Genomic DNA, 26,514 nt, shown 5'->3' on the forward strand with positions numbered 1-26,514 from the left:
CGCACTGCATGGCGATCTTGATGGCCAGCAGATCCTGCTGGCCGACGAGGATCGTGAACAGCTTGATCTGCAACCGGTCCAGATGGTCATGCACGTCGCGCAGCCATTCGTACTCGTTGTCGTCGTACCGCTGCGCCTCGTCACAAAACAGGATGACCGTCCCGCCGCCATTCTTGGCGCAGGCCTCCCTGATCTTGTTGATGAGCCGAATGCGCTTGGTCGGATTCGATCCGTGGTCCGGATCGGGGTAGCCCACGGCTTCCAGCAGATTCGAGAAGAAGGAGCCTTCGGCATGGCGCGGCTTGTGTTCAGCCTGGGCGTGGTAGGTGGTGATCTTGGGATGGGTCTCTGCCAGCAGCAGCCGCACATATTCGATGGCGCGGGTCTTGCCGATGCGCGAGGCACCGTGGATGAGCGCACCGGTGGTCCGGTAGCGTAGACAGCGCATGACGAGCTCGTGCAGTTCCTGGATGGCCGGTGTGGCGATGCGGTAGTTGCCGGTGGCGATGGGATGCAGATCGGGGGCGATGGGCCGGGGCAGTTTCAAAGACATCAGACTTCTCCTTGGCGAAAGAATCGTTTAGATGACTGTCGTGAAGCCGGAAGGGATCGTGAGCTTTAGCGGCTCGATTTTCTGGGGAGTCTGTGCCGGGAGTGCCGAATCTGTTGTCGCCGGCGGCGCGGCGGCCGGCGCCACCGGCCCGGACTTTGGCGGCCCTGGCGGTGTGTTGGTCGTTGGCGCATTGGCCAGAGCGCGCATCGTTCTTTCCAGATCGCTGGCAGCGCGCCGGCTGTGCTTTGCCTTCTTCCGTTTTTCTTCGACGAAGCGGTTGATGAATTCCTGCGTGACCGTGAATGCCATCCGCTTCTTGGCGCGCAGTTTCATGATCTCGCGGCGCAGCTTCAGGTCGTGCCTGATTTCACCCCACGCACCCTGCGCCTTGAGTATGCCGAGCTCGGATCCGTCTGAGAGAAAGGCGCGCACGCTGCGCAAGTCGTCACTGTTGTAATAGACGCGCAGATCCCTGCCCAGCAGCGCACCGCTGGCGGCCAACACCTCGCTTGTGTAGCGCACCTGGAACAGGTTGATATGCGGCCTGGTGCCTTGCGCCAGATAGCCGCGGACCCGGCAACGGTGCGCCGTCTGCATCAGGCACATCGTGCGGCGCTTCGCCTTGGGCAGCCACCAGATCATCTGTCCTTTGCCGCGCACCAGGTATTCCATCGCCTCCAGCGGCGTGCGGCCGTTCAAGCCATCGTGCGGCGTGGCGTTGTAACCAGCGATCGACGCCTCCATCAATTCCTCCATCTCGGCGAGCGACACGAACAAGCGCAGGTTGCCCTTCGGGTCGGCCAGTGCGCGGCGGAGATCTTTGGGATTCGAGCCCGTGTAGCCGGGCAGGCGGGAGGAGAGCGTGCTGGCGACCGTGCCGAAGAAACGTTCGATATAGGGCCGATCGTCGGGATGATGTGGCGGGCCGGCGTCGGCGGCGCAGCCGATGAATTCACACAATGCCGTCATGGTGTCGCTGGCCAGGTTCGCCTTGGCGTTGTCGAGCCGCATGCGTTCCCAGATCGCGTACCCCAGCTCTGGCAGTTTGCTGGATGGGAAGCCGCCCGCCGATCCATATCCGACGTCGGGCAGGGTGAACGTGCGCGGCCGGTGCGGAGTCAGCGCCTGCTCGATCGTCTTGATCACATCGTAGCGGCTGTATTCGCGCGACAGCACCAGGTGGTAACCCAGCACCGCGCGGGTGCATACGTCGATGATCACCAGCAGCCAGATGCGCTCGATTTCGAATTCCTGTTCGAAGCCAAGCGGGTCGCGGATCACTATCTTCAAGCGCACATCGAGCCGGTGTCCGTCGAATTCGACCACCTGGTAGGGACGAACGGCGCCGCGGCCGGCGGCGCCGGGCATGCCCTTGAGATGCGTGGCGCCGCCGGCGCGCGCCGCGTCACCGAAGTTGGTGAGTATTTTCGCCGTCACGTAGGCCGACAATGATCGGATGCCCATGCGATCCGTGTCCAAGGGATAGTCGGCGGCCGTGATACCGACGGCCCTGCACTGCGTAAGAAAACCGGCATGCAGTTTGCCCAGTCCACTCAACCTGGTCTTGAGCGGGCCATCGGTACTGACCTGGTGTAGCGTGACGGCGCGCTTGCGAATCTTTTGCGTCAGCCATTGCGCCAGCGGTGGATGCTGTTCAAGCAGAAACGCGAAGGCGCCGCCCAATCCGCCGCCGCTGGCGGCGGCGTGAGCACTTCCCAACGGCGCAGTGCGGGTATATGGCGCAATGCGTTGGTACTTGAGTAGCGCCGGAAATCCAACAACTCGGCCATCCGCATCGATCTTCAGGCAACGATCAAGCAGGAAATAGAGCTGGTGTCGGTTGATGCCTGTCCGCTCTTCAATCAGGCGTATGGCCTCTCCTTCGGCATACAGCTCAATTGCTCTCCGTCTTTTGGAAAAAATGATGCGCTGTGCATCGGAGAGGGCATTGAAATCAACGTCTGGCCAGATACCGATGTCGATGCCATGAAGGTCTCTGCGTTGACGATTCATGATAGCGGCCTCACCGGGTGGATTGAAGTCAAGAACGAAAGTTCTTCCGCGTGCAGCTGCGGAGCCTGGAGTTTTCCAGCATGGAGTAAGCAAAAGATGGCTGCTCGCACAGGCGTTGGATCACCGGTGGAAAATTCCTGCTCGATGCGGGAAAGCTGCATCGGCTCGGCTACAAATTTCAGGATCGATTGTTGGAGCGAGGGGGGGATATCTTTTCGAGAGCAGGTGATTGCCACCAGCATGCGCTGCCAGTTGTCGGTCCACATTTTGCTCGCCAAAAGTTCGGCGGGCGGTACGATGCGGACCGCCATTTCGACGCCATCGATTATCGTGCTGCGCGCCTCGCAGGCATCGTCCATGACGAGCAACGTTTCGCGGTCGCCCTGACGTACCCAGAAGTCGACTTGTAGTACCTCATCCGCGAAATTCAAGTCGAGCGGGCGTTCGCAAAATGTCTGGATTGTTGGATCAACTTCGAGACGTATCCACTGTTCAAAAACGGCTTCGCCAAAGCACTGCAGGCGCCGGCCCAGCTTCAGGCTGTACGCCTCGATGATGCGAGAGCCGGCAGGCCTTGCGCGCGGAACAGCCGATTGGAATCGTGCGGTTTTGCTCATGATTTCAGCAGCTTATCGCTGCTGCCGCATCTTCAAAGCTGCGAGTTGACGGATTTTCTTTCCGATGCTACGAGTTGACACAATTGCTTTCTTGGACGTGCCGGTAAATGTGTCACTTTCCGGCCGCGGTCAAGAGGGAAGCAAGCGTTGAAACCGGTGACACAATTGCTTTCCTCTACGACATCTTCCTGCTTGAGTAGGCGTCCGCGGCGCAGCGCTACGCGGATGCGTGCCAGCAGTTCGGCGAAGGAAAAGGGCTTGACGAGATAATCGTCGGTGCCCAGATCCAGGCCTTTCAGGCGGTCTTCCAGCGTGCCGCGCGCGGTGAGGAATAGCACGGGAGTCTCCTTGCCGCGTAGGTGGCGCATCACTTCCCAGCCATCCATCTCCGGCATCATCACGTCCAGCAGGATCAGGTCGTACTTGAACTCGCTGGCCATATATAGGCCGTCGCGGCCATTGCACGCCACGTCGACGACATAGCCCGATTCGGTCAGGCCATTCTGGAGATACTCGGCGCTCTTGATCTCGTCTTCAATCACCAGGATTCTCATGCTCTCCATACCTCTGCTGTTATTCCTTGCGCGAGCATAACACTGATTACTTGCCCAGTTTGGTCGCGGCCTCCTCGATCATCGCCGCCACTTCCCGGGCGCGGGAGATATAGATGGCGTGGCTGCCGCTCACTTCCACTGTGGTGGCCTTGGCACGTGCCGCATACATGCGTTCCAGTTCCGGGTTGATAGCGCGGTCATCCTTTGCCACCATGTACCAGCTTGGTTTGTTGCGCCATGCCGGATTGGTGATCAGCGTGGTGTTGACTCTGGCATTGGGCGGCATCTGCGAGCGCGCCATAAACTCGGCGTCGGCCTTGGGCAGGTCAGCCGCGAAATCTTCCTGAAAGTGGGCAGCTTGGACGAAGACATAGCCGTCCGGCGTCGTCTGCGTGCGGATTTGACCCGGCAGCTTGTTCTTGTTGATGGCCGTCGATTCGCCGGCGTCCGGAGCATGCGCCGCAATATATACCAGCCCCGCTACTTGCGGGGCATTGCCGGCCTGGGTGATCACGGCGCCGCCGTAGCTGTGCCCCACCAGAATAGCGGGACCCTGCAAGGCTTGCAGTACGCGCGTGGTGGCGGCGACGTCTTCCTCCAGCGAAGTCATGGGATGCTGCACCATGCTGACGTTGTAGCCGTCTTTGCTCAGGATGTCGTAGACGGCGCGCCAACCGGAGGCATCGGCGAATTGGCCGTGCACCAGCACGATGTTTTTCACTGGTTCGACGGCAAAGGCCGGAACGCTCAGGCCAAGCGCGAGGACAGTCGTTGCAAGGTAACGCATATTAGACTCCAGATTGTGATGGGGGAGTCCATTATGCGTATCCGTCCAGGACTAAGCGATGACGCAATCATTACAAACCGATGACAAGATGACTCGCCACAGGTTTTGCCCTTACGCGCCAGTCCAGCATATAGGCCGGTAGGAAATGTAATGGGGGGATTTCATTCCATCGCTGCTGGGCTGCCTGGGAACTGAGAGCGGCTAGCGTACGCCTGCCCGGAACTCCTACTGCTCAGCCTGACTTGCATAGCGTTGCGCCAGAATCGCGCACACCATCAGCTGGATCTGATGGAACAGCATCAGCGGCAGTATGATCATACCCAGTGCACCGTGCGGGAAGAGGACCTTGGCCATCGGTACGCCGCTCGCCAGGCTCTTCTTGGAACCGCAAAAGATGATCACGATCTGGTCCTGTCTGGAAAAGCCCAGTTTGCGACTGATGAATGTGCCCAGCAGTAGCGCGATGGCCAGCATGACGCAGCACACCACCGCCAGACTGGCCAGCGCAGGGGCTGGCAGTTTCTGCCACAGTCCCTCGATTACCGAGGCGCTGAATGCGGTGTACACCACCAGCAGGATGGATCCCTGATCGATCCAGCGCAGCATGGGCTTGTGCCGGTCTACCCAGGCACCGATGCGCGGACGCAGCAGCTGGCCAGACAGGAAGGGCAGCAACAGTTGTACGACGATAGATACGATTGCATCGATGGGTGAACCGCCCGCTGCGCCGCGCACTACCAGCAAGCTCACCAGTAGCGGAGTCAGAAAGATGCCGACAAAGTTAGAGGCCGAAGCGCTACACACGGCAGCTGCCAGGTTGCCGCGTGCCATGGCTGTAAAGGCTATCGATGACTGGACAGTGGAGGGCAGCGTGCAGAGAAATAAAATACCGAGGTAGAGTTCGGGCGTGAGTACGGCCAGTGCGACGGGCTTCAGTGCCAGTCCCAGCAGGGGGAACATCACGAAAGTGCTGGCCAGTACCAGCAGGTGCAGGCGCCAGTGCGTCAGCCCGGAAACGAGCGCCTCGCGCGACAGTTTGGCGCCATGCAGGAAGAACAGCAGGCCGATGGCGAATGTGGTGAGCTGGCCGAGCGCGACGCTTGCCACGCCATGGGCAGGGAATAAGCTCGCCAGCAGCACCATCAGCAGCAACAGGATGGTGTAGGTGTCGATGGACAGGCGGCGCAGCACGGCGCTGATGGATTGTATGGGATGCAGCATTCGGGCTTCCTAAAGGGTGTGGGCACTAGCGCCGGCTAGCATGGCGTGCGGACGCCGTATCGTCAAGCTTGCCAGCGCTGCAGTCGCTATGCCGTGTAGCTTTCCGCCTTGCGTGCCATGGCGATAAATGCTTGCAGATAGTCGGTGTCGTGGTCAGCTTCGCGGGCACCGAGATAGATATGTTTCTGGATGCCTGCCGGGCCCAGACGCAAGGTCTTTAATTCCAGATGCGGGGCATAGTCCGTCACCAGCCATTTGGGCAGCGCGGTCACGCCACGGCCGCTGGCGACCATTTGCAGCATGATGTCGGTCGTTTCTATGGTCTTGTGCTTGCGTGGTGCGACCCGGGCGGGCAGCAGGAACATATTGTAGATGTCGAGCCGCTCTATCGCTACCGGATAGGTGATCAGCGTTTCTTCCATCAGCTGTTGCGGCAGTACTTCGTCCTGTACGGCCCATGGATGGTCTTTATGTACCACCAGGACCTGTTCGTAGTCGAACACGGGTTCGAAGCGCAGGCCCGGCTTGAGCAGCGGATCAGGCGTCACCAGCAGGTCGATTTCGAAGCCTAGCAGGGCGCCGATGCCGCCAAACTGGAATTTCTGCTTGACGTCCACATCTACCAGCGGCCAGGCCGCAAGATAGCCGGAAACAATTTTCAACAGCCACTGATAGCATGGGTGACACTCCATGCCTATGCGCAGCGTGCCGCGTTCGCCCTGAGCAAACTGTTGCAGGCGCTGTTCTGCCAGATCCAGTTGCGGAATCAGCCTTTGCGCCACGGTGTACAGATACTGGCCCGCCTGGGTGAGCCGCAAGGAGCGGCCTTCGCGCAACCAGAGATCGGTGCCCACTTGCTGCTCCAGCTTCTTCATGCTGTGGCTGAGCGCTGATTGTGTCAGATGGAGCACCTCGGCGGCAGCAGTGAGCGAGCCTTGTTTTTCGACTTCCAGCAAGGTGGCTAGATGGATACGTTCCAGCATAATGTATTCAATTTTGGGGGGAAGACGCCATTCTACTGTGCCCGTGCGGCTGGCCGCATGGACATGACATAAAGCGTCAGGCAGCGATGTTGCGATACTGTCCCTTGTAATACAGCAGCGGCTGGGCAGCTACCTGTTCCTGCAGTTTTAATGCCAGCACTTCGCCCAGTACGATCAGATGATCGCCGGCAGCATGTTCCGCATAAATCTCGCAATCGAGCCAGTGCAGGCTACCTGCAAGAACGGGATTGCCCAGCGGCGATTTCTCCCAGGTGATTTCGCGCCATTTGTCCGCGCCGCGCTGGGCAAACTGGTTGGAAATATGGATTTGTTCTTCCGACAGAATATTCACGGCGAAGCGGCCTGCCTGACGTATCCTGGGATAGCTGCCCGAGCCGGCCATGACGCTAAACGAGATCAGGGGTGGACTCATCGAGACGCTATAGAAAGACTGGCAGGTAAAGCCTATCAGCTCGTCATTAACGAGCGATGTAATGACTGTGATACCGGAAGCGTAATGCCCGAGCGCCTCGCGCAAGCGCAGGGGCTCGATGGCGGTACTGGATAGTGACATGGCAGATGCTAAATAGTGCGTAGTGCACGATGTTGTAAAAAGCGCAGGGGATAGGCGTCTCCCTGCGCCGCTTGATGCAGGAGGTTATTACGGATGCGCCAGTTCCTGCCGGATGATTTCTGCCCCCGCACTCAAGGCGTGCAGCTTGCCGCGGGCTACCTGACGTGCCAGCGGCGCCATGCCGCAATTGGTCGAGGGGTAGAGCTTGTCGGCATCGACAAACTGCAGGGCTTTGCGCAGGGTGCTGGCCACTTCTTCGGGCGTTTCTATGGCATTGCTGGCCACATCGATGGCACCCACCATCACTTTTTTACCACGGATGAGTTCTATCAGGTCCATGGGGACTCTGGCGTTGTGGCACTCCAGTGAAACGATGTCGATGCCGGACTGCTGCAGCTTGGGGAAAGCCTGCTCATACTGGCGCCACTCCGAGCCCAGTGTTTTCTTCCAGTCGGTATTGGCTTGTATGCCGTAGCCATAGCAGATATGCACGGCGGTTTCGCATTTCAGCCCTTCGATGGCTTTTTCCAGCGTGGCCACGCCCCAGTCATTGACTTCGTCGAAGAACACATTAAACGCAGGTTCATCGAACTGGATGATGTCCACGCCGGCGGCTTCCAGTTCCCGGGCTTCCTGATTGAGAATCTTGGCGAATTCCCAGGCCAGTTTCTCGCGGCTTTTGTAGTGATTATCAAACAGCGTGTCTATCATGGTCATCGGGCCGGGCAGGGCCCATTTGATAGGCTGTCCGGTTTGCTGGCGTAAGAAACGGGCATCGTCGACAAACACCGGTTTGGGGCGCGACACTGCGCCTACCACCGTGGGCACGCTGGCATCGTAGCGCTGGCGGATGCGGACAGTTTCGCGCTTGGCGAAATCTACGCCTTCCAGATGTTCGATAAAGGTCGTCACAAAGTGCTGGCGGGTCTGCTCGCCGTCGCTGACGATATCGATGCCTGCATGTTGCTGCTCCTGCAGAGACAGGCGCAAGGCGTCCTGTTTGGCCTCGATCAGCGCTTCGCCTTGCAGCTTCCATGGCGACCAGAGTTTTTCGGGTTCTGCCAGCCATGAGGGTTTAGGCAGGCTGCCGGCAGTTGAAGTAGGGAGTAATTTTTTCACTGTATATAACCTTGGTTTTTTTGTGCTCACAGCGCGTAATTGGCAGACCATTGTTCGAGCATGGCCTGATAGGGTTTGATGAAGTGCTCTTCAGCGAACCTGCCTTGCTCGACAGCGAGCCGGCTACGTTCTTCCCTGTCATAGACTATGCGGGTCAATGAATAGTCCTGATGCTGCAGGCTGGGTTTATAGAATTTTCCGGCGGCGGAATTGGCGTTGTAGATCTCGGGACGATAGATCTTCTGGAAACTGTCCATGGTGCTGATGGTGCTGATCAACTCAAGATCGGTGTAATCAGCGAGCAGATCACCAAAGAAATAGAACGCCAGCGGCGCGCTGCTATTGGCGGGCATGAAGTAGCGGACCGTCATGCCCATTTTTTTGAAATAGTCGTCGGTGAGAGAATACTCATCCTGTAGATATTCGATGCCTAACACCGGATGACAGTTTTCAGTCTGCCGATAGACTTTGGTACTGGAGACGCTCAGGCAGATAACCGGCGGTTTTTTGAAGTGCTGTCGATAGGTGTCCGAGTTGACGAAGTGTTGGAATAGCTTGCCATGCAGATCGCCAAAATTATCTGGCGTGCTGAACTCGCGCTGGTTCTTTGCATGTTCCAGCAGCAGGACGCTAAAGTCGTAGTCGCGCACGTAGGACGAGAAGTTATTCCCCACGATGCCTTCGATCGTTTCACCGGTTTTATGGTCGAATATATTGGCCTTCAATATTTCAATTATCGGCAGAGCCGTTGCGTCAGCTTGGCCGTGCATGTTCATTGCTACGGAAATAATTTCGAGCTTGACGTTGAAGCGATCACGATGGGGATTATCCCGGTGCGCCAGTGAGTTGAAGCGGTTATCTATCATGCGCAGGGTGTTGCGCAGGTTTTCCTGCCGGCTTATTCCTCTGGCCAGATTGGCAAAATTGGTGGTAATTCGGGTGTTTTCGGCAGGCCGATAGTCTTCATCGAAACTGGTCGTTTTGATGGAAAATGTGAACTCGTGACTCATGATGATTCGATGCCTTAATGTCGTGGGTAGCGCCGCCGTTCAATAAGCTCCGCTTAAAGCAGGCATATTTCCGGCCAGCGCCATACGGTTGTTGCGGATGACAGATATTATTTCAAGCCATCGATTAAAAAAAGTGAATTTATCTCATGAAATGATTAGTTCTAGTCATAGATTGAGGTCGTCAAGCTCTGGTGGGCAGGCAGCCAGGCGCTTGGGGAGTCCGGGAAGAGATAGCTTGCAGTGCGGATGGGCGGTGTTCAGCAGCGGGTAATATTTTTTGCTTGCAATTGCTTACATCTGATGCAGAACGCATGTCGACCGGAACCTGCCTGTGCCCGTTAATCAGCTACGGGTTCCGTCATCACCGATCTTTTTTCAAGGAGTATGAATATGCATGGCCATCAACGTATTTCCAGCACCGCTATCGTAGCTAGCGTAATTGCCTTGTTCGCCGGCGCCGTAGGCAGTAGCTACGCTGCCGATAATGACACTGCATGGCAGAAAGACCATCCGCGTCAGGAACAGGTGAATACCCGTCTGGCCAAGCAGAACCTGCGCATACATGAAAAAGTGCAAAGCGGTGAAATGAGCAAGGCCGAGGCAGCAACCCTACATCAGGAAGACCGAGCAATACGCAAGGAAGAACGGATGATGGCGCGCCATGACGGTGGCCACAGCACCAAGGCAGAGCAGAAGGCGCTCAATCAGCAGGAAAACGCCGTGAGCAAACAAATCGGTAAGTAATCAGCAAGCTGATGCTGGCTTGATGCGGCGCGCTAAGTCAGCCGCGCTGTCGTTGCCCGATGAGCAGGTGGAGGATAAATACGAGCGCCGCAGCGAGGCCGATGATCCAGTGCGTTAATGACCAGAGGTTGCGGCTTTCTTCATCGGCCAGATAGTAGAGGCCAAAGCCGCTGACGACCAGTACGGCCAGCAGGCTGAGCAAGCTGAGGCCGCTGGCCAGATTGCGTCCGGCCTTGATGGCGCGGCGGATGTGCGCATTCATCAGACTGCCGAGGAAGAACAGTCCCAGCATCGCTGCGCCGCCATGAAAGCGCATCGCCCATGGTTCCAGCGGGTGAATGGAAGCGCCGAACTGGCTGCCCGGCCGCATGAAGTAGCGCACAATCAGCCAGACACCGCCGCTCGAAAGCAGCAGTAGCAGACTGGCATAAATAGAACGGCGGTGCCAGCGTTCCAGCCGCAAGTTGATATGGGGACGATGGTGATGGGTATGCATGGCTAGATTATAAGGGCTGTGGCCTGCCATTGCGTCAGGGCCGGATGGTGCGGGTCGGCACTGGCCATCACGACTTTGGTCAGCGCATCGGCCAGCACGCAGCTGGGCGCGCGGACGGAGATGCTGCGGGTGGAGCGGATGCTGCGGCCGTCGCGGCCATCCCATAGTGCACTGACCTGCTGGCCGTGCTGCATGCGGCGCGAAAAATAGGTAGCCGATGTGGCCATCGCTTCCGCCCGCAGCTGCACGGCTGGCAGCAGGCGCTGTGGTTGCTGGGGATGGCGCAGGCTGACGGGCCAGTCGCGCTGGCCGAACACACGCAGATCGCCGCCCGCGTTGACGCAGCCCGCCTGCGCGCCAGCCTGCTGCAAAGCCGCAACGGCCAGATCGACCGCATAGCCTTTGGCGATGCCGCCCACATCGATCCAGCCGCTGGCCAGTTTGCACAGCGAACCGTCGGCGTCCCATTGCATCATTGCCTGTCCGGGCTGGTAGATAACCGTCTCGACGGCGGGCGCGGGCAGTAGGCCGTTTTCCACCAGCCGGGGCGCGCAGGCGATGTTGAAGATGCCGTCCGTCGCCAGCCTGAGCTGCTCGGCCAGCTGCAGCACCTGCATGGTATGGCTGTGCAGTTCCAGCCGTGTGCCCGCTGCTGCCCGGTTAAAGCGCGCAATATCGCTGGCAGGATCGTGAAAGCTCATCAGCCCATGTACTTGCGCGATCTGGGCAAAGGCGGCATTCAGTCCCGCCTGATCACCATCGGCCGTGATCTCGACGAGGGTGCCCAGCCAGGGCTGCGCGCGCCGTATCATGGTCTGAGTACGACCTGGGCTATGGCTGCAATGCGCCGTACGCCATCGGTGAGGTGGCTGGCCGATAGGGTGGCGCCGCTGATGCCGGCGATGCCGCCGCCTAGCGTCAGTCCGCCCGTGCTGGCGCTCTTGCCGGTGAACTGGCGGCGCCATGCGGGCAGGCGGATTTCGCCGCCATGGCTTTCACGGTAGGTCAGAATTTCCACCTGACGGATGCTGGCATCGGGATTGAGCGCGACGGCATAGGAGATCAGCTCGAATTTGCCGATCACGTCGTCGAGCACCAGATAGCCGAGCAGCTTGTCGCCGTTGTACGCGCCGATGACGTGCCAGTTGACGGAGCGGGCCGGCAATCCGGCCAGCTTTTCCACCTGCTGCATCTGCGCCAGCGACAAGGCCACATCCTGCGTACGGTAAGCCGTAGCATCAGGATAGGCCAGCTTCTGCACCTGCTCGACGCTCAGGTATTGCACCGCATAGGCGGGCAAACAGGCCAGGCTTGCCGCCAGCGGAAGACAGAGCCGGTAGCGCATCAGTAAGAGAACCCTACGCCGAAGTTGAGACGGTCGCGCGTCTTGTCTTCCTTGAACTTCTGATAGTCAGCCTTCAGCACCACGCCTTCGCCCACTTTCAGATTGGCGCCCACCGTCGTGACTTTTTCATCCGGCTGGGCCGCAACGCCCAGACCTTGCGGCAGCGCTTCATAGCTCTTGGCCGTGTTGTACTGCTCGTAGCGGACAAACGGGCTCAGTACATAGTCGTCCGCTTTGTAGGCCTGATACGCCGCCTGCAGATACCAGCCAGCGAAGGCTTTCGGCACCGGGGTAGGGTTGCCCACCAGCGTGAGGTTGAGCGCTGCCGTGTTGCTGATCTGGCCGCGCGCATAGACTGCGGCCAGATCCCACAAGCCCGGCGTATAGCGGGCATGCAGGTCATAGACGGTGACGCGCGCATCGTTGGCGGTATAGCCTTCGGTCTTGTGGCCGACCTTGCCGCTGAACAGCGAGCCGCCCAGCAGCAGGCCGGGCACGCCGCGCCAGTTCAGCGCGCCATGCACGCTCAGGTCGCGCGATTTGGCCAGCTGGCCTTCCTGATGGATGGCGCCTAGCGGCGATTCGCGGCCTTCGCTGCTGGCCGCATCCCATTTGCCCAGATCAAAGCCGGTGGTGATGCCGGCATCCCAGCTCAGGCCTTCGGCGGTATCGCCGGAAAGGCCGATACCGGCTTCGCGCCAGGTCGAAGGAATAATCGCTGTCTCGACGAAGTTACGTTCCACGCCGTAGTAGGCGGTCGGTTCGTGGCTGGTATTGAGCAAACCGGCCGGGATCAGGAACAGACCGGCTTTTCCGCGCAGGCCGTTGCCGAACTGGCGCTCGACGTAGAGCTGTTCGATCGCGCTTTCGCCGCTATCGCTGGCCGAGGCGATGGCATGTTCCCATTCGAACTCGGAAACCAGTTTGGTTTTTTCATCGAAGCGGTGTTCGATGCCGATCACGGCGCGGCGTACATCGGTCTGGGCGGCGCTGGCATTCTTGCTGGGGCGGTTGTAATTGATTTCGCCATAGCCGCCGATGATGGTGGTGGGGCCGCTGGCCATAATGGGCGCAGATGGGGTAGGGGCTGGCGCTGGCGCTACAGCTGGTGCGGCGAGGCTCGCCAGCTCCTGCTGTTTCTGTTCGATCACGGCAGTCTTCTGCTGGCTGGCTTTGAGCTCGGCCTTCAGCTGTTCCAGTTCGGCGGCCATTTTGTCGATACGGGCCAGCAGTTCGGCTTCACCGGCGCTGGCGGCAAATGGCGCCGCCAGCAGGGTCGCGGCGATAGCGGAGGCGATCAGATTCTTTTTCATTTGGTAGTCTCGTAAATTAAGGATTGAGCTTGTAGCCGTCAGTGAGCGTGCCGAGGAATTTCACCACATCGTCGATTTCCCTCGGTGACAGGGCCGGCGCCATGCCGGGCTGGCGGTTGTAGGGGACTTCGCTGACGTTGACGTTTTTGCGGTATGGCTCGGGCAGGTCATTGAACTTCTGCACCCGGCCATCGGCAGCAAGCGGATACCATTCTTCCGGATTGGTATCGCGCCGTACGTAGAAGCTAACCACGCTGGTCAGATTATCGAACGCACCGTTATGGAAGAAGGCCTGACGGGTCGCCACATTGCGCAGGGTCGGCACTTTGAACGAGCCGCATAGATCGCTGCGCTTGTCCACCAGATCGGTGCGGTCCGGTCCGCACAGACCCAGATCGTAATAGGCTGGATTTGCGGTTGCCTTCAGTTTGACATTGCGCGGCACGCCCAGATTGTCGTAAGTGAAATCGGTGAACAGCGGGGACGCACCATCGGCGCCACGCGCGCTCGGGTGGCAGGCAATGCAGTTGCCCTTGGCGGGATTATTGAACAGGGCCAGCCCGCGCAATTCCTGATCGCTGAGTTTTACTTTACCAGCGAGGAAAAGGTCGTACTTGGAATCGAATGGGTGGAACTCCGGCGCCTCTTTCTGGTAAGCCTGCAAGGCGAGGGTCATGCGGCCGAAGGCCTGCTCGGCGTCATCCAGTATGCCGGCGCCGAACTGGGCGCGGAAGCGTTCTACATAGGCAGTTTTGCGGAGCTTGTTGATGACGTCCTGTTTGCTGTCGTTCGCCATTTCGTGCGGCGCAAGGAAGGGCCGCTCGCCTTGCTCGGCCAGACTGGCGGCACGGCCGTCGCGATCGAAGCCGCCGGTGGGCGTGCCGTCGGCGGCAAAGAAGAAGGCCGGGGTCTGGTTCAGATAGCGCAGCGACGGCGCGGCGCGGAAGCCCTGTACATCGCCATTGGCGCCGCCGAATTGTGCGGCCAGATTGTTGTTGGGGGCGTGGGCCGCCGCCGGATCGTGGCAGCTGGCGCAGGATTGCGCGCCCGAAGCAGACAGGCTGGTGTCTTTGAAGATCAGTTCGCCTAGTTTGGCGGTCTCGCTGAGGGCGATGGTATGGTCCGGGGCGGGAGTGCTGGGCGATGTAGTACTGGTGCTGGAGCCACCGCTGCAGGCGGCCAAGGCGAGTAGCACAGCAGTCATCCCCGCTTCCTTGCCTATTTTCTTTGCTAGTACGGTAAAACGCATAGGTGGAATGCTTATGTGAATAATAATAGTTCTCATTATTATTCATGTTGGAAGTTTCTGCAAATGGGGCATCAGGGGAAGCCGCTGGCTCTTGCTGATGCCGGGGCATGCGCTGCGCAGAAGCAGGTGGCACTGCGATGGCCACTTGATCTGGCTCAGAAATATGCGATGGCGGGGTGGCCTAGCGCAGCGAAGGCTGGAAGTCCTTGTCCGTCACCATGCCGAATTCGAAGCCGCCCGCCAGCAGTGAGGCGACTATGGTGTCGAGCTTTTTCAGCGTATTCGGATGGATTTCATGCATCAGGATGATGCCGCCGCGACGCGAGCGGACCGCGGCCAGCACATGGCCCACATAATCGTTCTGGTACTGTCGCGGCACGCCGCAGGAGATCGCCTCGCGCGTATCGATAGCGCCGGTCTTGTCGAACGCCCAGTCGCAGGAATCCACATGCCAGCCGACGATCTGGTAGCCATGCTGGTGCACCAGCTGATTGGTTTCGCAGGTCGAATTGCCATACGGGTAGCGGAACAGCTTGGGCAGGTCTGGCGTGGTCAGGCTGTCGGCGCGCAGCACTTCGCCTGTCTGGCGTGCCACATCGATGTCGTGGAAGTTGGGGTGGCTCCACGAATGGTTGGCCACCACGTCGTGGCCTGCCGCGCGTACCTGCGCTACCAGCTCGGGATACTGGCTGGCCTTTTCGCCCACCATGAAGAAAGTAGCGTGGATGTTGTACTTCTTCAGCACTTCCAGTATGTATGCGGTGCCTGATGTCGTAGGGCCATCGTCGAAGGTCAGCGCCACGCGGTTCAGTGGCGGCGCGGTGGCGATTTCGGATTCGTAGCGGCAGTGGCTTTCCAATACTGCCGGTTCCACACTCAGGCGCTCGTGCAGGCGCTTGAGGTGATGCTGGCGTATGCTGGCTGTTTCGTCCTGTGCCGATGTGGTCGGCGAAGGAGTCTGGCCGGTGGCGGTACAGACAGTGGCGGCGAGGGTGGTGGCCAGTAGCAGGCAGCTGACGGCGTGCTGGCGATAGCGGGAAGGTTTCATGCCGCTATTATAAACAGCCAGCCTCAGCCGGGGCAGGTGGGCGCTGCCCGCTCGGGCAGCGCCGCGGCATTCACAGTGCCCGCACGAATAATGCCAGTGCGACGCAGGCCGATACCAGCGCAAACGCCTGTTGCAGTACCGGCCCCGCCAGCCTCGCCGCCAGCAGACGGCCGCTGCCCATACCGGCCAGTGCACCAGCCGAAAACGGCAGGGCGATGGCCCATTGCAGGTGGCCGGTGGCGGCGCTGGCTGCCACACCCGAAAATGAGACGAGGGCGATCACGGCGAGCGAAGTGGACAGAATAGACTGGGTGTTCAGATCAGTGTAGCGCTGCAGGGCGGGCACCATGACGAAGCCGCCGCCTACTCCCAGCAAGCCGGACAGTCCGCCGGCCAGCAGTCCGGACATGGCCAGCGCACGGGCACAGGGAGCAGTCCAGTTCAGCTTCCCGCGCTGGATGTCCAGCCGGCATGGCGGGGCGGCGCCGGTCTGGCTAGCGGCTACGCCTGCATTGCCGCCGTTGCCGCTTGCTGCCGTGGCACGCTGGTAGACGCGCCACGCGACATACAGCAGCACCAGTGCGAACACCATACTAAGTGGCCGGTTGGGTGTGCGCTGCGCTAGCCACAGGCCCAGCCGTAGTGGAAAGCGAAAGTGTCACTCTTGCGACGGTAAATGTGTCAATCCATCTTTTCAGAGTCGGGAAAGTTGAAATTCTTTAATATTTTCAACGGCTTACCGAATTTGGAAAGTAATTGTGTCAACTGGAATGCAAGGAAAGGAAATGTGTCACTTCCTTGGCGCCGAAAATCGGCACCGATTCGCATCGTCAGCGTCATATCGATACGATCAGAAATACGCAAAATAGCTCCATCGCAGCCGCGTGATGGCGATGCGCGCCTTCTTGTTGAATGAACGCATGTTCCGTGGCGAAACGGGCGGCGATGCGCCATATAGGTGGTCACCGTTTCCGCATCGGTAAGGCGCGTCGAGCAGGGCGACATTGAGCCGGTAGGGCGCCATGGCGCCGCACATGCGACAGGCGTTTTCCAGCAGATCGCTATGCACCGGACCGCATTTGTGGCCGCCAACCCAGCTTCAATCTGTACGCCTCGATGCAGCGAGAGCCGGCAGGCCGTGCGCGCCAAACAGCCGATTGGAATCGTGCGGTTTTGCTCATGATTTCAGCAGCTTATCGCTGCTGCCGCATCTTCAAAGCTGCGAGTTGACGGATTTTCTTTCCGATGCTACGAGTTGACACAATTGCTTTCTTGGACGTGCCGGTAAATGTGTCACTTTCCGGCCGCGGTCAAGAGGGAAGCAAGCGTTGAAACCGGTGACACAATTGCTTTCCTCTACGAAAACCAGCCAAGCATTCTCGCCCAATGCCGTCTAGTGATTCCGATTCGGTTTAGGCAACTGATTCCGGTTTGATACCAACAGAGCGAGAGTTATCAAGTGAATTGGGAATGATGGTTTTTAAATCACAGGCGGACTATGTTCTCGCCATCTTGAAGGTTCTTGATGCCTATAACTGAGGGTGTGGGCAAGAAGGTTTTGAGTTTTTCCATGCGCTAATAGCAGCTTTCGATTCTCCACGTTTACCACAAATTTTCGCGCTGCTCTCCAGTGACCAATTGAATCTGAGTATTAGCATCGAAGCCGCCACCGGTTAGCATCGTGTCCCACCACCGTTTAGCATCCAGACCCCACCAGTGATTCGCATACTAAACCACCATTTGATGGGCCGGTAAGTAGAGTGTGCTAAGCCGTCGCTACAGAGGTGTACGTTGACAGGCGGCTTTCGCCCCAATGCAGACTCTCACCTAGATCGGAAAAACCAAATCTTTACGCTGCGGAGAGTGAATTCTTTAAAGAATCACTGCCTGTTACTTGTAAATTAAAGAATCAAGGAATAGTCCTTCGTTCAATAGGTGCAGCGAGTTGACTTGATAATTTGATACTCAACTTCGTACCTTACTCGGAGAATAATGCTACTCGGCTCAAGATAAGAATGACTCTCCGAGTTTATGATAATCCCCTCAATGTGGGTCACAACACCCAGTCCTCTAACACAAGCTAATAGGCCGAGGTGCATGCTTCCTTACCATACTTTGTAATTGCCAAAGTCTCACGACGCTGCTTCACAAAATACATGGCCTGACCGATGATAGTTGCGCATCGCCCGCCCCACGCTTAAGGGAGTCCAATTTTTCCCTCGGGTTACGACACTGCTCGCCAGTGATCTTCAGCCTAGCGGTGGCGGTGTCGTCGCAGTACTGCTGATGCCGGCTAGAGCAAGCTTGCAGTCATGAATATTGAAGAGGACATGGCTACCTTCTTTGACGCCGGTACCATTTGCCAACGGTACGATAGCATGTCGTACTGTCGGCCCATGATAAAAGTATTTGCCCGCAATCGGGGAAAAATCAAACTGCACATAGGCGTAGTCATTATTCTTCGGTGCTGTGCCCATAGCCCTGCAGTCTAAGCCTGCGCTCCCGAATTGTGTATTGGCACCTCCGATCTGCTGCACTTCAGCTATGCGCCACCCTTGTTTATAAGAATGATCGACGTCGTACGTCGTCGCGCAGCCTGTTACTACGAACCCTGCGAGTATTACTAAAACCTGTTTTTTCATTAAATTCTCCCTACACAAAGATAGGCCATCTCAGTTGGCTCTTATTGGGTGGCCAACAACTGCCCACCGCCAAGGGCCTGAAAGAGCGCCACCGTGTCTGCATAGCGTGCAGCCTGTGTCTGAATGAGCGTGATAGCGGCTTGGTGATAGGCCTGCTGCGCAATTAAGACCGCAGGGTAAGCCACCATGCCCAACTCCCACTGCCGCCGGCTGATCATTAAGCTTTTTTTTGCCGCGCGTTCTGCTGCCGATGCGATCCTAGCTGCTTTCGCATCGGCCTCGAGTGCGCATAGAGTGTCAGCGACGTTCTGAAAGGCGGTAAGAACGACTCCCTGGTACTGAGCTGCTGCCTGATCGTATGCTGCCTCGGCAGCGCGCTGCTGATGCATCAAAGTGCCGCCCTTGTACAAGGGCTGAACAAGGTCCGCGCCGATGCTCCAGAAGCCAGTGCCCGATTTAAACAGGGTCGATGGCGTCAATGCTGAACTTCCTAATGCCGCAGTCAGCGATATGTTCGGCAATCGGGCCGCCTTGGCGATACCGATTTGCGCACTAGCAGCATGCAGTTGTGCTTCCGCAGCGCGTATGTCGGGTCTCTGCTCGACCAAGTGTGCGGGCACGCTGAGCGGCAGGTCTTTCACCAGCCTCAGACTGTCAAAAGTCAGGTGCTGTAGCGACGTATCGCTCGGAAAACGGCCCGCTAGCACGGCCAGCAGATGATGCTGTTGTGCGATCTGCTTTTCAAGCGGAGGAAGGGTCGCTTCCGTCTGCGCAAGGGCAGTTTCCTGTGCCGCCACTTCAGCCGCTCCTAGCTGCCCTAATTCATATTGCCGCTGCACCGCTGCAAGCTGCTGGCGTGCATCGTGAACCAATGCAATTGTGCTGTCCAGTTGTGCCTGAAGCGCAGCTGCGTTGATGGCCGCCACGACTAGGTTTGCGGTAAGCGTTAGCCTGGCTGCTTCATACTGAAAGCGTACAACCTCTTTCTCTGCATCGGTGGCTTCAACTTGGCGGCGCGTGGCACCGAATATATCCGGTGCATAGCTAATACTGAGCTGGGCAGTGTGTAGCGTATAGAGCGATGCATTCGAACTCAACGGGCTAGCCAAGTTCCGGGCCACGGATTGACGTACTGGAGTCACATGCAGATCAACGGCTGGTAAATAGCTTCCGCGCTGGGCGGCAGCATTTTCCTGCGCCACGCGCAATGCGGCTTCTGCGGCCTGCAGGTCCGGATTCTTGGTCTGTGCAGCAGCGACCAGTTCATTCAGCGCACTGGAACCGAATAACGTCCACCATTCCGTGGGTACGGCGTTGCCTTCATGAAGGTTTTGCTCGAAGTCACCATTTATCTGTGTCTGTCTAGAGTCGCCATTTTTCTGTGCAGTGACAAAGCTGCTCATCACAGCTGTGCTGGGGCGGACAAAGTCGGGGCCAACTGCACATCCTCCGCTGAGGCTAGCGACCAGCAGCATGCCAGTGATAGTGTATGGTCGGTTGATCATGCTATGTCTCCTTCTACTGCTTCCAGCGTTACTTTGCCATCTGGACGCTGCCGTTTTGCAAAATGATCTTCAATTAAGTAATACAGCGCGGGTAGTAATACCAGGGTCAGTACTGTTGCGGTAATCAGACCGCCGACAACCACCGTAGCCAATGGCCGCTGGACGTCACTGCCAAGCCCATGAGCAAGCGCTGCGGGAACCAGCCCCAGCGCCGCTACCGTTGCGGTGGTGAGCACTGGCCTTACCCGCTCGCGTGCACCATTGATGACGGCCATGCGCAGGTCGTCTGGGGCGATCAGCCGCCAGCGATTCAGATTGGCCAGCATGACGACGGCGTTCAGTACCGAAACGCCAAAGAGTGCAATAAAACCGACCGCTGACGATACATTGAAAGTCATCCCCCGTAGTTCCAGCGCTACTAGACCTCCCAGCAATGACAGTGGCACCGCCAGCAGTATCAGCGCGGGTTGGCGCAGATTGCCGAATTCAGCAAAGAGCATCACGAACATCAGCGCCAGTACGGCGGGTACGATAACCGCCAGGCGCGCCTGAGCGCGCTGCTGGTTTTCAAATTGCCCGCCCCAAGTGATCTGGTAGCGAGTATGGTCATACGGAACTTCGCGCTCGATACGTGACTGTGCTTCGGTCAGGAAGGACGACAGATCGCGGCCTCGCAGATTGGTGCGCACTGTCAGATGGCGGCGATTCATTTCGCGTGTGATGGTGGTCTCCCCCTCTGCCAGTCGAATGCGGGCCACTTGAGCCAGCGCCACGTGTGCTCCATTAGCGGCATTCAGTACCAGATCACCAATTGCCTGCGGGTTATTGCGCGTATTGCCGCTGAAGCGTGCCGCCACGTCATAGCTGCGATCATCCACATACACCTGCGTGACCGGGCTACCACCTATGCCGGTCTGTATCAATGCCATGACGTCAGCCACATTAATACCAAGGCGGGCGGCAGCCGCACGATCCACATCTATGCGTACCTGCGGTAGCGGTGGTTCCTGATCGATGATGACATCCTCCGCGCCGGGTACCTTACGCAACAGCGCTTCAATCGCCGTAGCGAGTTTGCGCGTCTCATGGAAGTCTTGGCCGTACACCTTCACGACCAGATCGCTGTGGGCACCAGCCAGTTTATCGAGCACCCCGTCTATCATGGGCTGCGAGAAACCTACCTCGGTTCTCGGCAACTTGCGGAAACGTGCTGCCAACTTATCAATGAGATCTTGCTTGCTCATACCCGATGGCCAACCGCTATAGGGATGTAGCGTCACCGCACATTCGATGTGCGATGGGGTGAAGGGGTCAGTCCCTTCATCATTACGCCCCAACTGGGTCACGACATGCGCCACTTGCGGTTCTTGCAAGGTGGCGGCGCGCAGCGCGTCCGCCATCTGTGTCGCCTTGGTCAGCGATATGCCGGGTGGCAAAGTCACCTGCAGCCAGATCGATCCCTCGTCTAACGTTGGCAGGAAATCGCGGCCGATGGATGAGCCCAGCAACAACACGGCGATCAGAGTCGCGCCGGCCATACCGAGTACCAAGCGCGCTTTGCCAACCAGCTGCTGCAATAGTCGCTCGTAGCGCGGCATCAGCCATTCCAGTACGGGATTGTGATAGATCTTACGAGGCTTCTCAAACGCCCAGAACGCCAGACCGGGAATCAGCATCATGGTCATTAACAGGGCGCCCAATAGTGCAAAACCGACGGCAAATGCCATGGGTGAAAACAGTTTGTATTCGATACGCTGGAAGGCGAACAGGGGCAGATAGGCGATCATGATGACCAGCATGCCGAAGAAGGTTGGCCGCATCACTTGCAAAGTGGCCTTCATTGCAGCCTTGCCAGACATCAGTCCCTCGGTCTGCTCTTCGCGCTTGCGCAGGATACTCTCCAGCACAAAAATGGCTCCGTCGACGATGATGCCGAAGTCAATCGCGCCTAGCGACAGGAGATTGGCTGGGATCTTGAAATGATGCATCAGGATGAAAGCAATCATTAGCGAAACTGGAATCGTGATCGCGGCAATCAAGGCTGCACGCGGGCTGCCCAGAAACAGTACCAATACCAAGGTGACTAGTACCACACCTTCGAGCAGCGTCTTGCCGACCGTATGGACAGTGGCATCGACGAGCACACTACGATCCATGTAAGGCACGACTTTGACGTCGTGGGGAAGCAAGTGATCATTCAAGTCCTTGACGGCGTCGTGCACGCCATCAATGACGCGCGACGGATTTTCGTTTTTCAGCAGGAGCACGATGCCCGATACAGTGTCCGACACCTGATCCTTGCCCAGAACACCATGCCGCTCCTGCTGCCCCAGTGTGACATTGCCCAGGTCCTTGACCAGCACGGGAACGCCGTTCTTCTGCGCGACGACGATATTGCCCAAATCGTCAAGGTTATGAATCAGTCCCACGCCGCGCACGACCAAGCCCTGTTCGCCGCGCGTGAGCACACTACCACCAGCATTGGCGTTATTTGCCGAGATGGCCTGAGTGATCTGCGAGAGCGACAGGTTGTACTTGGACAGTTTGGCAGGATCGAATTCCAGCAAGAACTGGGTGGTGATGCCACCAAAATTGGTCACATCGACGACACCAGCGACCTGCTTCAAGCGAGGTACGACTTTCCAGCGCTGGAGTTCGGAAAGTTCACGCAAGTCGCGTGTCTTCGATTCCAGCGTGTAGCGGTAGATTTCACCGATCGGCGAAGTCAGCGGATCAAGCGCGGGCTGAGCGCCATACGGCAGCGTTACGCTGGCAATACGCTCCTGCAGGCGCTGGCGCGACCAGTAGTCTTCGGCCCCATCCCGGAACACCACTGTAATGAGCGAAAGGCCAAAAGTGGACTTCGAGCGCATCACATGCATGCCGGGCGTGCCCATGATTTCGCGTTCGAGCGGAATGGTAATTTGCTGTTCGACTTCCTCGGCCGCCAGGCCATTGACTTGCGTAACAACTTGCGAGGTGACGTCAGCAATATCCGGATAGGCCTCCAACGGCAACTGGGTCCAGCTATACGCGCCGTACAGCGCCACAAGCAGGAAAATCAGCGCAACGATGCCGCGCCGGTTGAAGCATAGAGTAACGAGACGTTCAATCATTGAGCAGCACTCCATCCTTGGTAACGATACGATCACCAGCTTTCAGACCGGACAGTACCTCTACCTGCTCACCGACTTGAGCGCCTAGCTGCAGTGTCCGGGGAGTAAAATGCCACGGTTTGGTTTCGACAAACGCTCGGCTAGAAAAGCCACTCTGGATGACTGCTGTCATGGGTATCAGAATGCCTGTATGCGCGCGAGCGAACAGTGTCGCCTCGCCAAACATGCCGGGTTTAAGATGGCCATCGCGGTTATCAAAGGGGATGCGCACTTTGACCGTGCGCGTGTCAGCATCCAGTATCTCGCCAACAAAACGTACCTGACCACTCTGCTGTGTGGGATAGGCATCGAGTTTGATGCTTGCCTGTTGTCCTACGAACAGTTGGGCAAGATCTTTTTCCTGCGCATTGGCACTGATATAGACTTTAGAAATATCGGCCACCGTCATCAGGGGCGCATTGGCATCATTCCAGTAGCCCCCCGCAGCAGCAAACAGCTCAATCACGCGGCCAGGCATAGCGGCGCGGACTGCAAGATGTCCGCCTACCAATGCGCCGGCAGTCTTGGCACCGGTTTGTGCCAGGCGCGCATTGGCACGTGCAGCCTCACTGCTGGCCTGTTCAAAGTCGTTTTGTGCTTGCTCTAGTTCCCGCTGGGCGGCTAGTTCGGACTTGTCTAGAGCTCGCTGGCGCTCTAGGCTGCGCTTCGCCAATTGCAGTGCTGCCTGCGCTTTGGCGGCGTCGGCGTTGGCTAAGGCGAAATCCGGCGAATCGAGCGTGAACAGGACGTCGCCAACTTTGACTTCATCGCCGAGTTGTTTCATGAGGCTAACAATGCGACCAGCCATGGGCGTTAAGACTTTGCTCACACGTGCCGGATCAGCTTCGACAACAGCGGGTAACGTCAACGGTGTGGCGATAGATTGGTCGGCGAGTACTGCAACGGCCAGTGTGCGGCGCAGTGGAGAGTTTTCAGGAATGCGTAGCAGCTCGCCTTCGTGGATCAGCGCACTAGCCGCCTCTGTATTCGCTGGTATAGCCTGGGCACGCAAGCTTGGTAGGTTCCAAGTGATGAAGCCAAACGCCCCCAAGCCAAGAAGGCTGATGATGAGATTTTTGCGCGTCAATATTCTATTCATAAGGTACTCCTGAATGAACCGCCTTTCATTAGGCGGCAGATGACCACGGCGACCCAGCTGGAGGCACACGAGGCGATTAATGATGTAGATAGTGGGTGCGCTGCGAATTGCTGCACCGGCGCTGGCTGGGCTGAGTAGTGGCTAGAATGCCGGACCAGAGGCGTTGTGACGGCCGCAGCGCACGGAATATGGAGATTCAGGTTCCATGGCATTTTCCTTGCGGGTGAGTGACGTGGCAGGATAATAGCGAAATTTGCTGCACTGCATCCTGAATTCTTCTTCAGAGAAAGAGTACGCGCTGCACTGATATACTTGTGACGTTGTTAAAGGTGCCACATGCATATATTGGTAGTTGAAGATGATCAGAAGGCCGCGCGCCTGCTAGCACGCGGACTCGAGGAAGAGGGCTTCCGCGTTACCCTTGCTCACACGGCCAATCAGGCTAATGGATTGCTGGCAGATGAGCCAGATGCGATCATTCTCGATTGGATGCTACCCGATCAGGATGGAATTGAACTATGCGCAGCGTGGCGCCAGCGTGGCCAGATGCTGCCCATCCTGATGCTGACGGCGCGCGATGCGGTCGCCGACCGTATTACGGGACTGAATACAGGTGCTGACGATTATCTAACCAAGCCATTTGTGTTCGAGGAACTGCTGGCACGAGTGCGGGCACTATTGCGTCGCTCAGATCGTGCCCATCCACCATTGCTGCAAGTGGCGGACCTGACGCTCGATCCGCATACCCATGCTGTCCATCGAGCTGGAACGGCACTAGTTCTCACGCCTAAGGAATACGCGATACTTGATTTGCTGGTACGGCATTGTGGCCATGTGGTCAGCCGCCAGCTGCTCGCGCAGCAGGTCTGGCATGCAGACCTGATAGCGATCGATAATCTAATAGACGTACATGTCAAAAATTTGCGGAGAAAGATCGATGCAGAAAGACCAATGAGTCTGATCAGAACTGTGCGTGGACACGGCTTCTGTCTCGCCCCACCAGAGCAGCATAATGCTTAGTTTGCGTCGCCGCCTTATCCTGGTCCATTTGGCCGCCACAATTGTGACGGTAAGCGCTGCCGCCTTCATAGGCTGGTGGGAACTATCACGTAACGTCAATGGACAATTGGATGCTGCGTTGCTGGCACTTGCAGAGACCGAGATTGGCATGTTGAAGGATCTCGACAAGACTAGCATCCACGTCCACGAGGCGCCCGCTGGATCGGCACCGCCATCATTGACGCGCCTTGATCGCCTAGTGCAGATTATCGATGGACAGGGGCAGGTACTTGCGCGCAGTAATAATCTCGGCACTGGCCAGCTCCCCGTAACTACCCAGCTGCTTGCACAACTAGCCGCAGGTGAAACGGTATTCGATACCCTGCCTGAAGCCAGCGATGAGCCATTGCGGGTGGTCTCGGTACCGACGCTGATCAGTGGTCAACGTTACGGCGTGCAGGTCGCAGGCTCCTTGGATGACGTAAACCGCATCCTATATTCGGCGACCATCCTATTTGCCCTGATGGCCTTGGCTTTGCTGACTGCGATTGGCTGGATAGGTATCCGATTATCCCGCAAGGCATTTGTCGCCATCGAGAAAATAGTCGAACAGGCACGCAGCATAGGTGATGCCAACCTTCACCATCGCCTACCTCATCCGGGAGGCGATGATGAATTTGGTCACCTAGTCGATACCCTCAATGCAATGCTGGTGCGGATCGAAAAAGCGTTTGAATCGCAACGCCGCTTCACTGCAGATGCATCCCATGAATTGCGATCGCCCCTTTCGCGGCTGCGCACAGAGATCGAGGTGACGCTACGCCGCCCGCGCAACCAAGATGACTATGTTGTGACCTTGCATTCCTGCTTAGAGGAAGTCGGCAGATTGACGATGCTGGTAGAGGAACTATTGCTACTTGCTCGCCTTGATAGTGGCCAAGAGCGAGGCGTTATCGGGCCGCTGTCGCTGAATCAACTTGCACAGGATGCGATAAATAAATGGGGGCCTTCGGCGCAAGATAAAAATGTCGCACTGTTACTGGAGGCCGATGCAGAGGTGTTCGTCAATGCGGCGGCAGCCCCAATGGCGCTAGTCCTACGCAATCTAGTCGAGAACGCACTGAAGTTTTCGCCGCCCGGTAGTTGTATCACACTTCGGATTACTGCCCTTGAGCAAGGAGCAGAGATTGCCATCGTCGATCAAGGTCCAGGCATTCCGGAAGAAGAACTTCCCTTTATATTCGAGCGCTTTTTCCGAGCAAGTAACGCGCGCGCCAGTGACATCGACGGCGTAGGCTTAGGATTGGCTTTATCTCAGGCCCTAGCGCAGCACTACGGGGGGCACATTCATGTGCGAAATTCACCCAATAGCGGGTGTCAGTTCACATTAACTCTGCCTTTCCCCCCTAGGTAGATTCAGCGAAATCCCGTAAATAGGGCAGCGAGCAAGCTAATTTTTCGACGGATACTGCATAGATATTGGGCAGC

General features: G+C 57.7%; 23 protein-coding genes and 2 pseudogenes. 3 read left to right on the forward strand and 22 right to left on the reverse strand.

Translation table 11 applies throughout. The features are described from left to right. The 10 genes and pseudogenes from GTP23_RS21685 to GTP23_RS21730 form a co-directional block, all read right to left on the reverse strand. The coding region (locus GTP23_RS21685; RefSeq protein WP_161037051.1) for an AAA family ATPase at positions 1 to 553 on the reverse strand (553 nt) is incomplete at its 3' end. A gap of 27 nt (positions 554 to 580) precedes the next feature. Then, entirely contained in the window at positions 581 to 2,566 is a 1,986-nt protein-coding gene (locus GTP23_RS21690; RefSeq protein WP_161037052.1) for a TnsB C-terminal domain-containing protein, read from the reverse strand. After that, entirely contained in the window at positions 2,563 to 3,183 is a 621-nt protein-coding gene (locus tag GTP23_RS21695) for a hypothetical protein (protein ID WP_155436731.1), read from the reverse strand. The genes GTP23_RS21690 and GTP23_RS21695 overlap by 4 nt, the downstream gene beginning before the upstream one ends. Before the next feature lie 185 nt (positions 3,184 to 3,368). Then, positions 3,369 to 3,737: pseudogene (locus GTP23_RS21700) on the reverse strand (response regulator); the annotation flags it as partial. A gap of 46 nt (positions 3,738 to 3,783) precedes the next feature. Then, positions 3,784 to 4,524, reverse strand: coding sequence for an alpha/beta fold hydrolase (locus tag GTP23_RS21705; RefSeq protein ID WP_161037054.1), 741 nt, complete (start codon positions 4,522 to 4,524; stop codon positions 3,784 to 3,786). A gap of 225 nt (positions 4,525 to 4,749) precedes the next feature. Beyond that, the gene (locus GTP23_RS21710; RefSeq protein ID WP_155436716.1) at positions 4,750 to 5,745 is read right to left on the reverse strand and encodes a bile acid:sodium symporter family protein; all 996 of its coding nucleotides are present in this window, start codon (positions 5,743 to 5,745) and stop codon (positions 4,750 to 4,752) included. 86 nt (positions 5,746 to 5,831) lie between these two features. Beyond that, on the reverse strand, positions 5,832 to 6,728 hold the full coding sequence (locus GTP23_RS21715) for a LysR family transcriptional regulator (RefSeq protein ID WP_155436717.1): 897 nt from the start codon (positions 6,726 to 6,728) through the stop codon (positions 5,832 to 5,834). A 76-nt stretch (positions 6,729 to 6,804) separates the two neighbouring features. After that, on the reverse strand, positions 6,805 to 7,302 hold the full coding sequence (locus tag GTP23_RS21720; protein ID WP_155436718.1) for a flavin reductase family protein: 498 nt from the start codon (positions 7,300 to 7,302) through the stop codon (positions 6,805 to 6,807). 87 nt (positions 7,303 to 7,389) lie between these two features. Next, complete coding sequence (locus GTP23_RS21725) at positions 7,390 to 8,421, reverse strand: methionine synthase (protein ID WP_161037055.1); 1,032 nt, start codon at positions 8,419 to 8,421, stop codon at positions 7,390 to 7,392. Positions 8,422 to 8,447: 26 nt separating this feature from the next. Next, positions 8,448 to 9,431 (reverse strand): DUF1852 domain-containing protein, encoded by a 984-nt coding sequence (locus tag GTP23_RS21730; protein WP_155436720.1) that lies wholly within the window; start codon positions 9,429 to 9,431, stop codon positions 8,448 to 8,450. 390 nt (positions 9,432 to 9,821) lie between these two features. On the opposite strand from GTP23_RS21730, the gene GTP23_RS21735 reads away from it, so the two are divergent. Then, positions 9,822 to 10,175, forward strand: a complete 354-nt coding sequence (locus GTP23_RS21735; protein WP_155436721.1) for a hypothetical protein — start codon at positions 9,822 to 9,824, stop codon at positions 10,173 to 10,175. A gap of 37 nt (positions 10,176 to 10,212) precedes the next feature. Here the strand turns inward: GTP23_RS21735 and GTP23_RS21740 are convergent, their stop codons facing one another. From GTP23_RS21740 to GTP23_RS21795, 12 genes and pseudogenes are all read right to left on the reverse strand, one after another. After that, complete coding sequence (locus GTP23_RS21740) at positions 10,213 to 10,671, reverse strand: DUF4405 domain-containing protein (protein WP_155436722.1); 459 nt, start codon at positions 10,669 to 10,671, stop codon at positions 10,213 to 10,215. 2 nt (positions 10,672 to 10,673) lie between these two features. Then, positions 10,674 to 11,483, reverse strand: a complete 810-nt coding sequence (locus tag GTP23_RS21745; RefSeq protein WP_155436723.1) for an FAD:protein FMN transferase — start codon at positions 11,481 to 11,483, stop codon at positions 10,674 to 10,676. Continuing rightward, the gene (locus GTP23_RS21750) at positions 11,480 to 12,016 is read right to left on the reverse strand and encodes an FMN-binding protein (protein WP_155436724.1); all 537 of its coding nucleotides are present in this window, start codon (positions 12,014 to 12,016) and stop codon (positions 11,480 to 11,482) included. Before GTP23_RS21750 ends, GTP23_RS21745 begins: the two co-directional genes overlap by 4 nt. Further along, positions 12,016 to 13,329, reverse strand: a complete 1,314-nt coding sequence (locus GTP23_RS21755; RefSeq protein ID WP_161037056.1) for a carbohydrate porin — start codon at positions 13,327 to 13,329, stop codon at positions 12,016 to 12,018. Before GTP23_RS21755 ends, GTP23_RS21750 begins: the two co-directional genes overlap by 1 nt. A gap of 16 nt (positions 13,330 to 13,345) precedes the next feature. Next, positions 13,346 to 14,533 (reverse strand): cytochrome-c peroxidase, encoded by a 1,188-nt coding sequence (locus GTP23_RS21760; RefSeq protein WP_155436726.1) that lies wholly within the window; start codon positions 14,531 to 14,533, stop codon positions 13,346 to 13,348. Between the two features lie 226 nt (positions 14,534 to 14,759). Further along, entirely contained in the window at positions 14,760 to 15,626 is an 867-nt protein-coding gene (locus GTP23_RS21765) for a polysaccharide deacetylase family protein (RefSeq protein WP_155436727.1), read from the reverse strand. A 70-nt stretch (positions 15,627 to 15,696) separates the two neighbouring features. Next, positions 15,697 to 16,263 (reverse strand): annotated as a pseudogene (locus GTP23_RS21770) (TSUP family transporter); the annotation flags it as partial. Between the two features lie 44 nt (positions 16,264 to 16,307). After that, positions 16,308 to 16,592: a hypothetical protein gene (locus GTP23_RS21775; protein ID WP_161037058.1), complete on the reverse strand. Its 285-nt coding sequence runs from the start codon at positions 16,590 to 16,592 to the stop codon at positions 16,308 to 16,310. A gap of 1,283 nt (positions 16,593 to 17,875) precedes the next feature. Further along, complete coding sequence (locus GTP23_RS21780; protein WP_161037059.1) at positions 17,876 to 18,268, reverse strand: hypothetical protein; 393 nt, start codon at positions 18,266 to 18,268, stop codon at positions 17,876 to 17,878. A 41-nt stretch (positions 18,269 to 18,309) separates the two neighbouring features. Further along, entirely contained in the window at positions 18,310 to 19,773 is a 1,464-nt protein-coding gene (locus tag GTP23_RS21785; RefSeq protein ID WP_161037060.1) for an efflux transporter outer membrane subunit, read from the reverse strand. Beyond that, positions 19,770 to 22,889 carry an efflux RND transporter permease subunit gene (locus GTP23_RS21790; protein ID WP_161037061.1) on the reverse strand — a complete coding sequence of 1,040 codons (3,120 nt, stop codon included), beginning with the start codon at positions 22,887 to 22,889 and terminating at the stop codon, positions 19,770 to 19,772. The genes GTP23_RS21785 and GTP23_RS21790 overlap by 4 nt, the downstream gene beginning before the upstream one ends. After that, entirely contained in the window at positions 22,882 to 24,027 is a 1,146-nt protein-coding gene (locus GTP23_RS21795; protein ID WP_161037062.1) for an efflux RND transporter periplasmic adaptor subunit, read from the reverse strand. The genes GTP23_RS21790 and GTP23_RS21795 overlap by 8 nt, the downstream gene beginning before the upstream one ends. A gap of 336 nt (positions 24,028 to 24,363) precedes the next feature. On the opposite strand from GTP23_RS21795, the gene GTP23_RS21800 reads away from it, so the two are divergent. Both GTP23_RS21800 and GTP23_RS21805 read left to right on the forward strand, forming a co-directional pair. Further along, positions 24,364 to 25,047 (forward strand): response regulator transcription factor, encoded by a 684-nt coding sequence (locus GTP23_RS21800; RefSeq protein ID WP_161037063.1) that lies wholly within the window; start codon positions 24,364 to 24,366, stop codon positions 25,045 to 25,047. Then, the gene (locus GTP23_RS21805) at positions 25,040 to 26,440 is read left to right on the forward strand and encodes a sensor histidine kinase (RefSeq protein WP_161037064.1); all 1,401 of its coding nucleotides are present in this window, start codon (positions 25,040 to 25,042) and stop codon (positions 26,438 to 26,440) included. Before GTP23_RS21800 ends, GTP23_RS21805 begins: the two co-directional genes overlap by 8 nt. Positions 26,441 to 26,514 lie beyond the last annotated feature (74 nt).

Source organism: Duganella fentianensis, assembly GCF_009857835.1.
GTDB classification, from domain to species: Bacteria; Pseudomonadota; Gammaproteobacteria; order Burkholderiales; family Burkholderiaceae_D; genus Rugamonas; species Rugamonas fentianensis.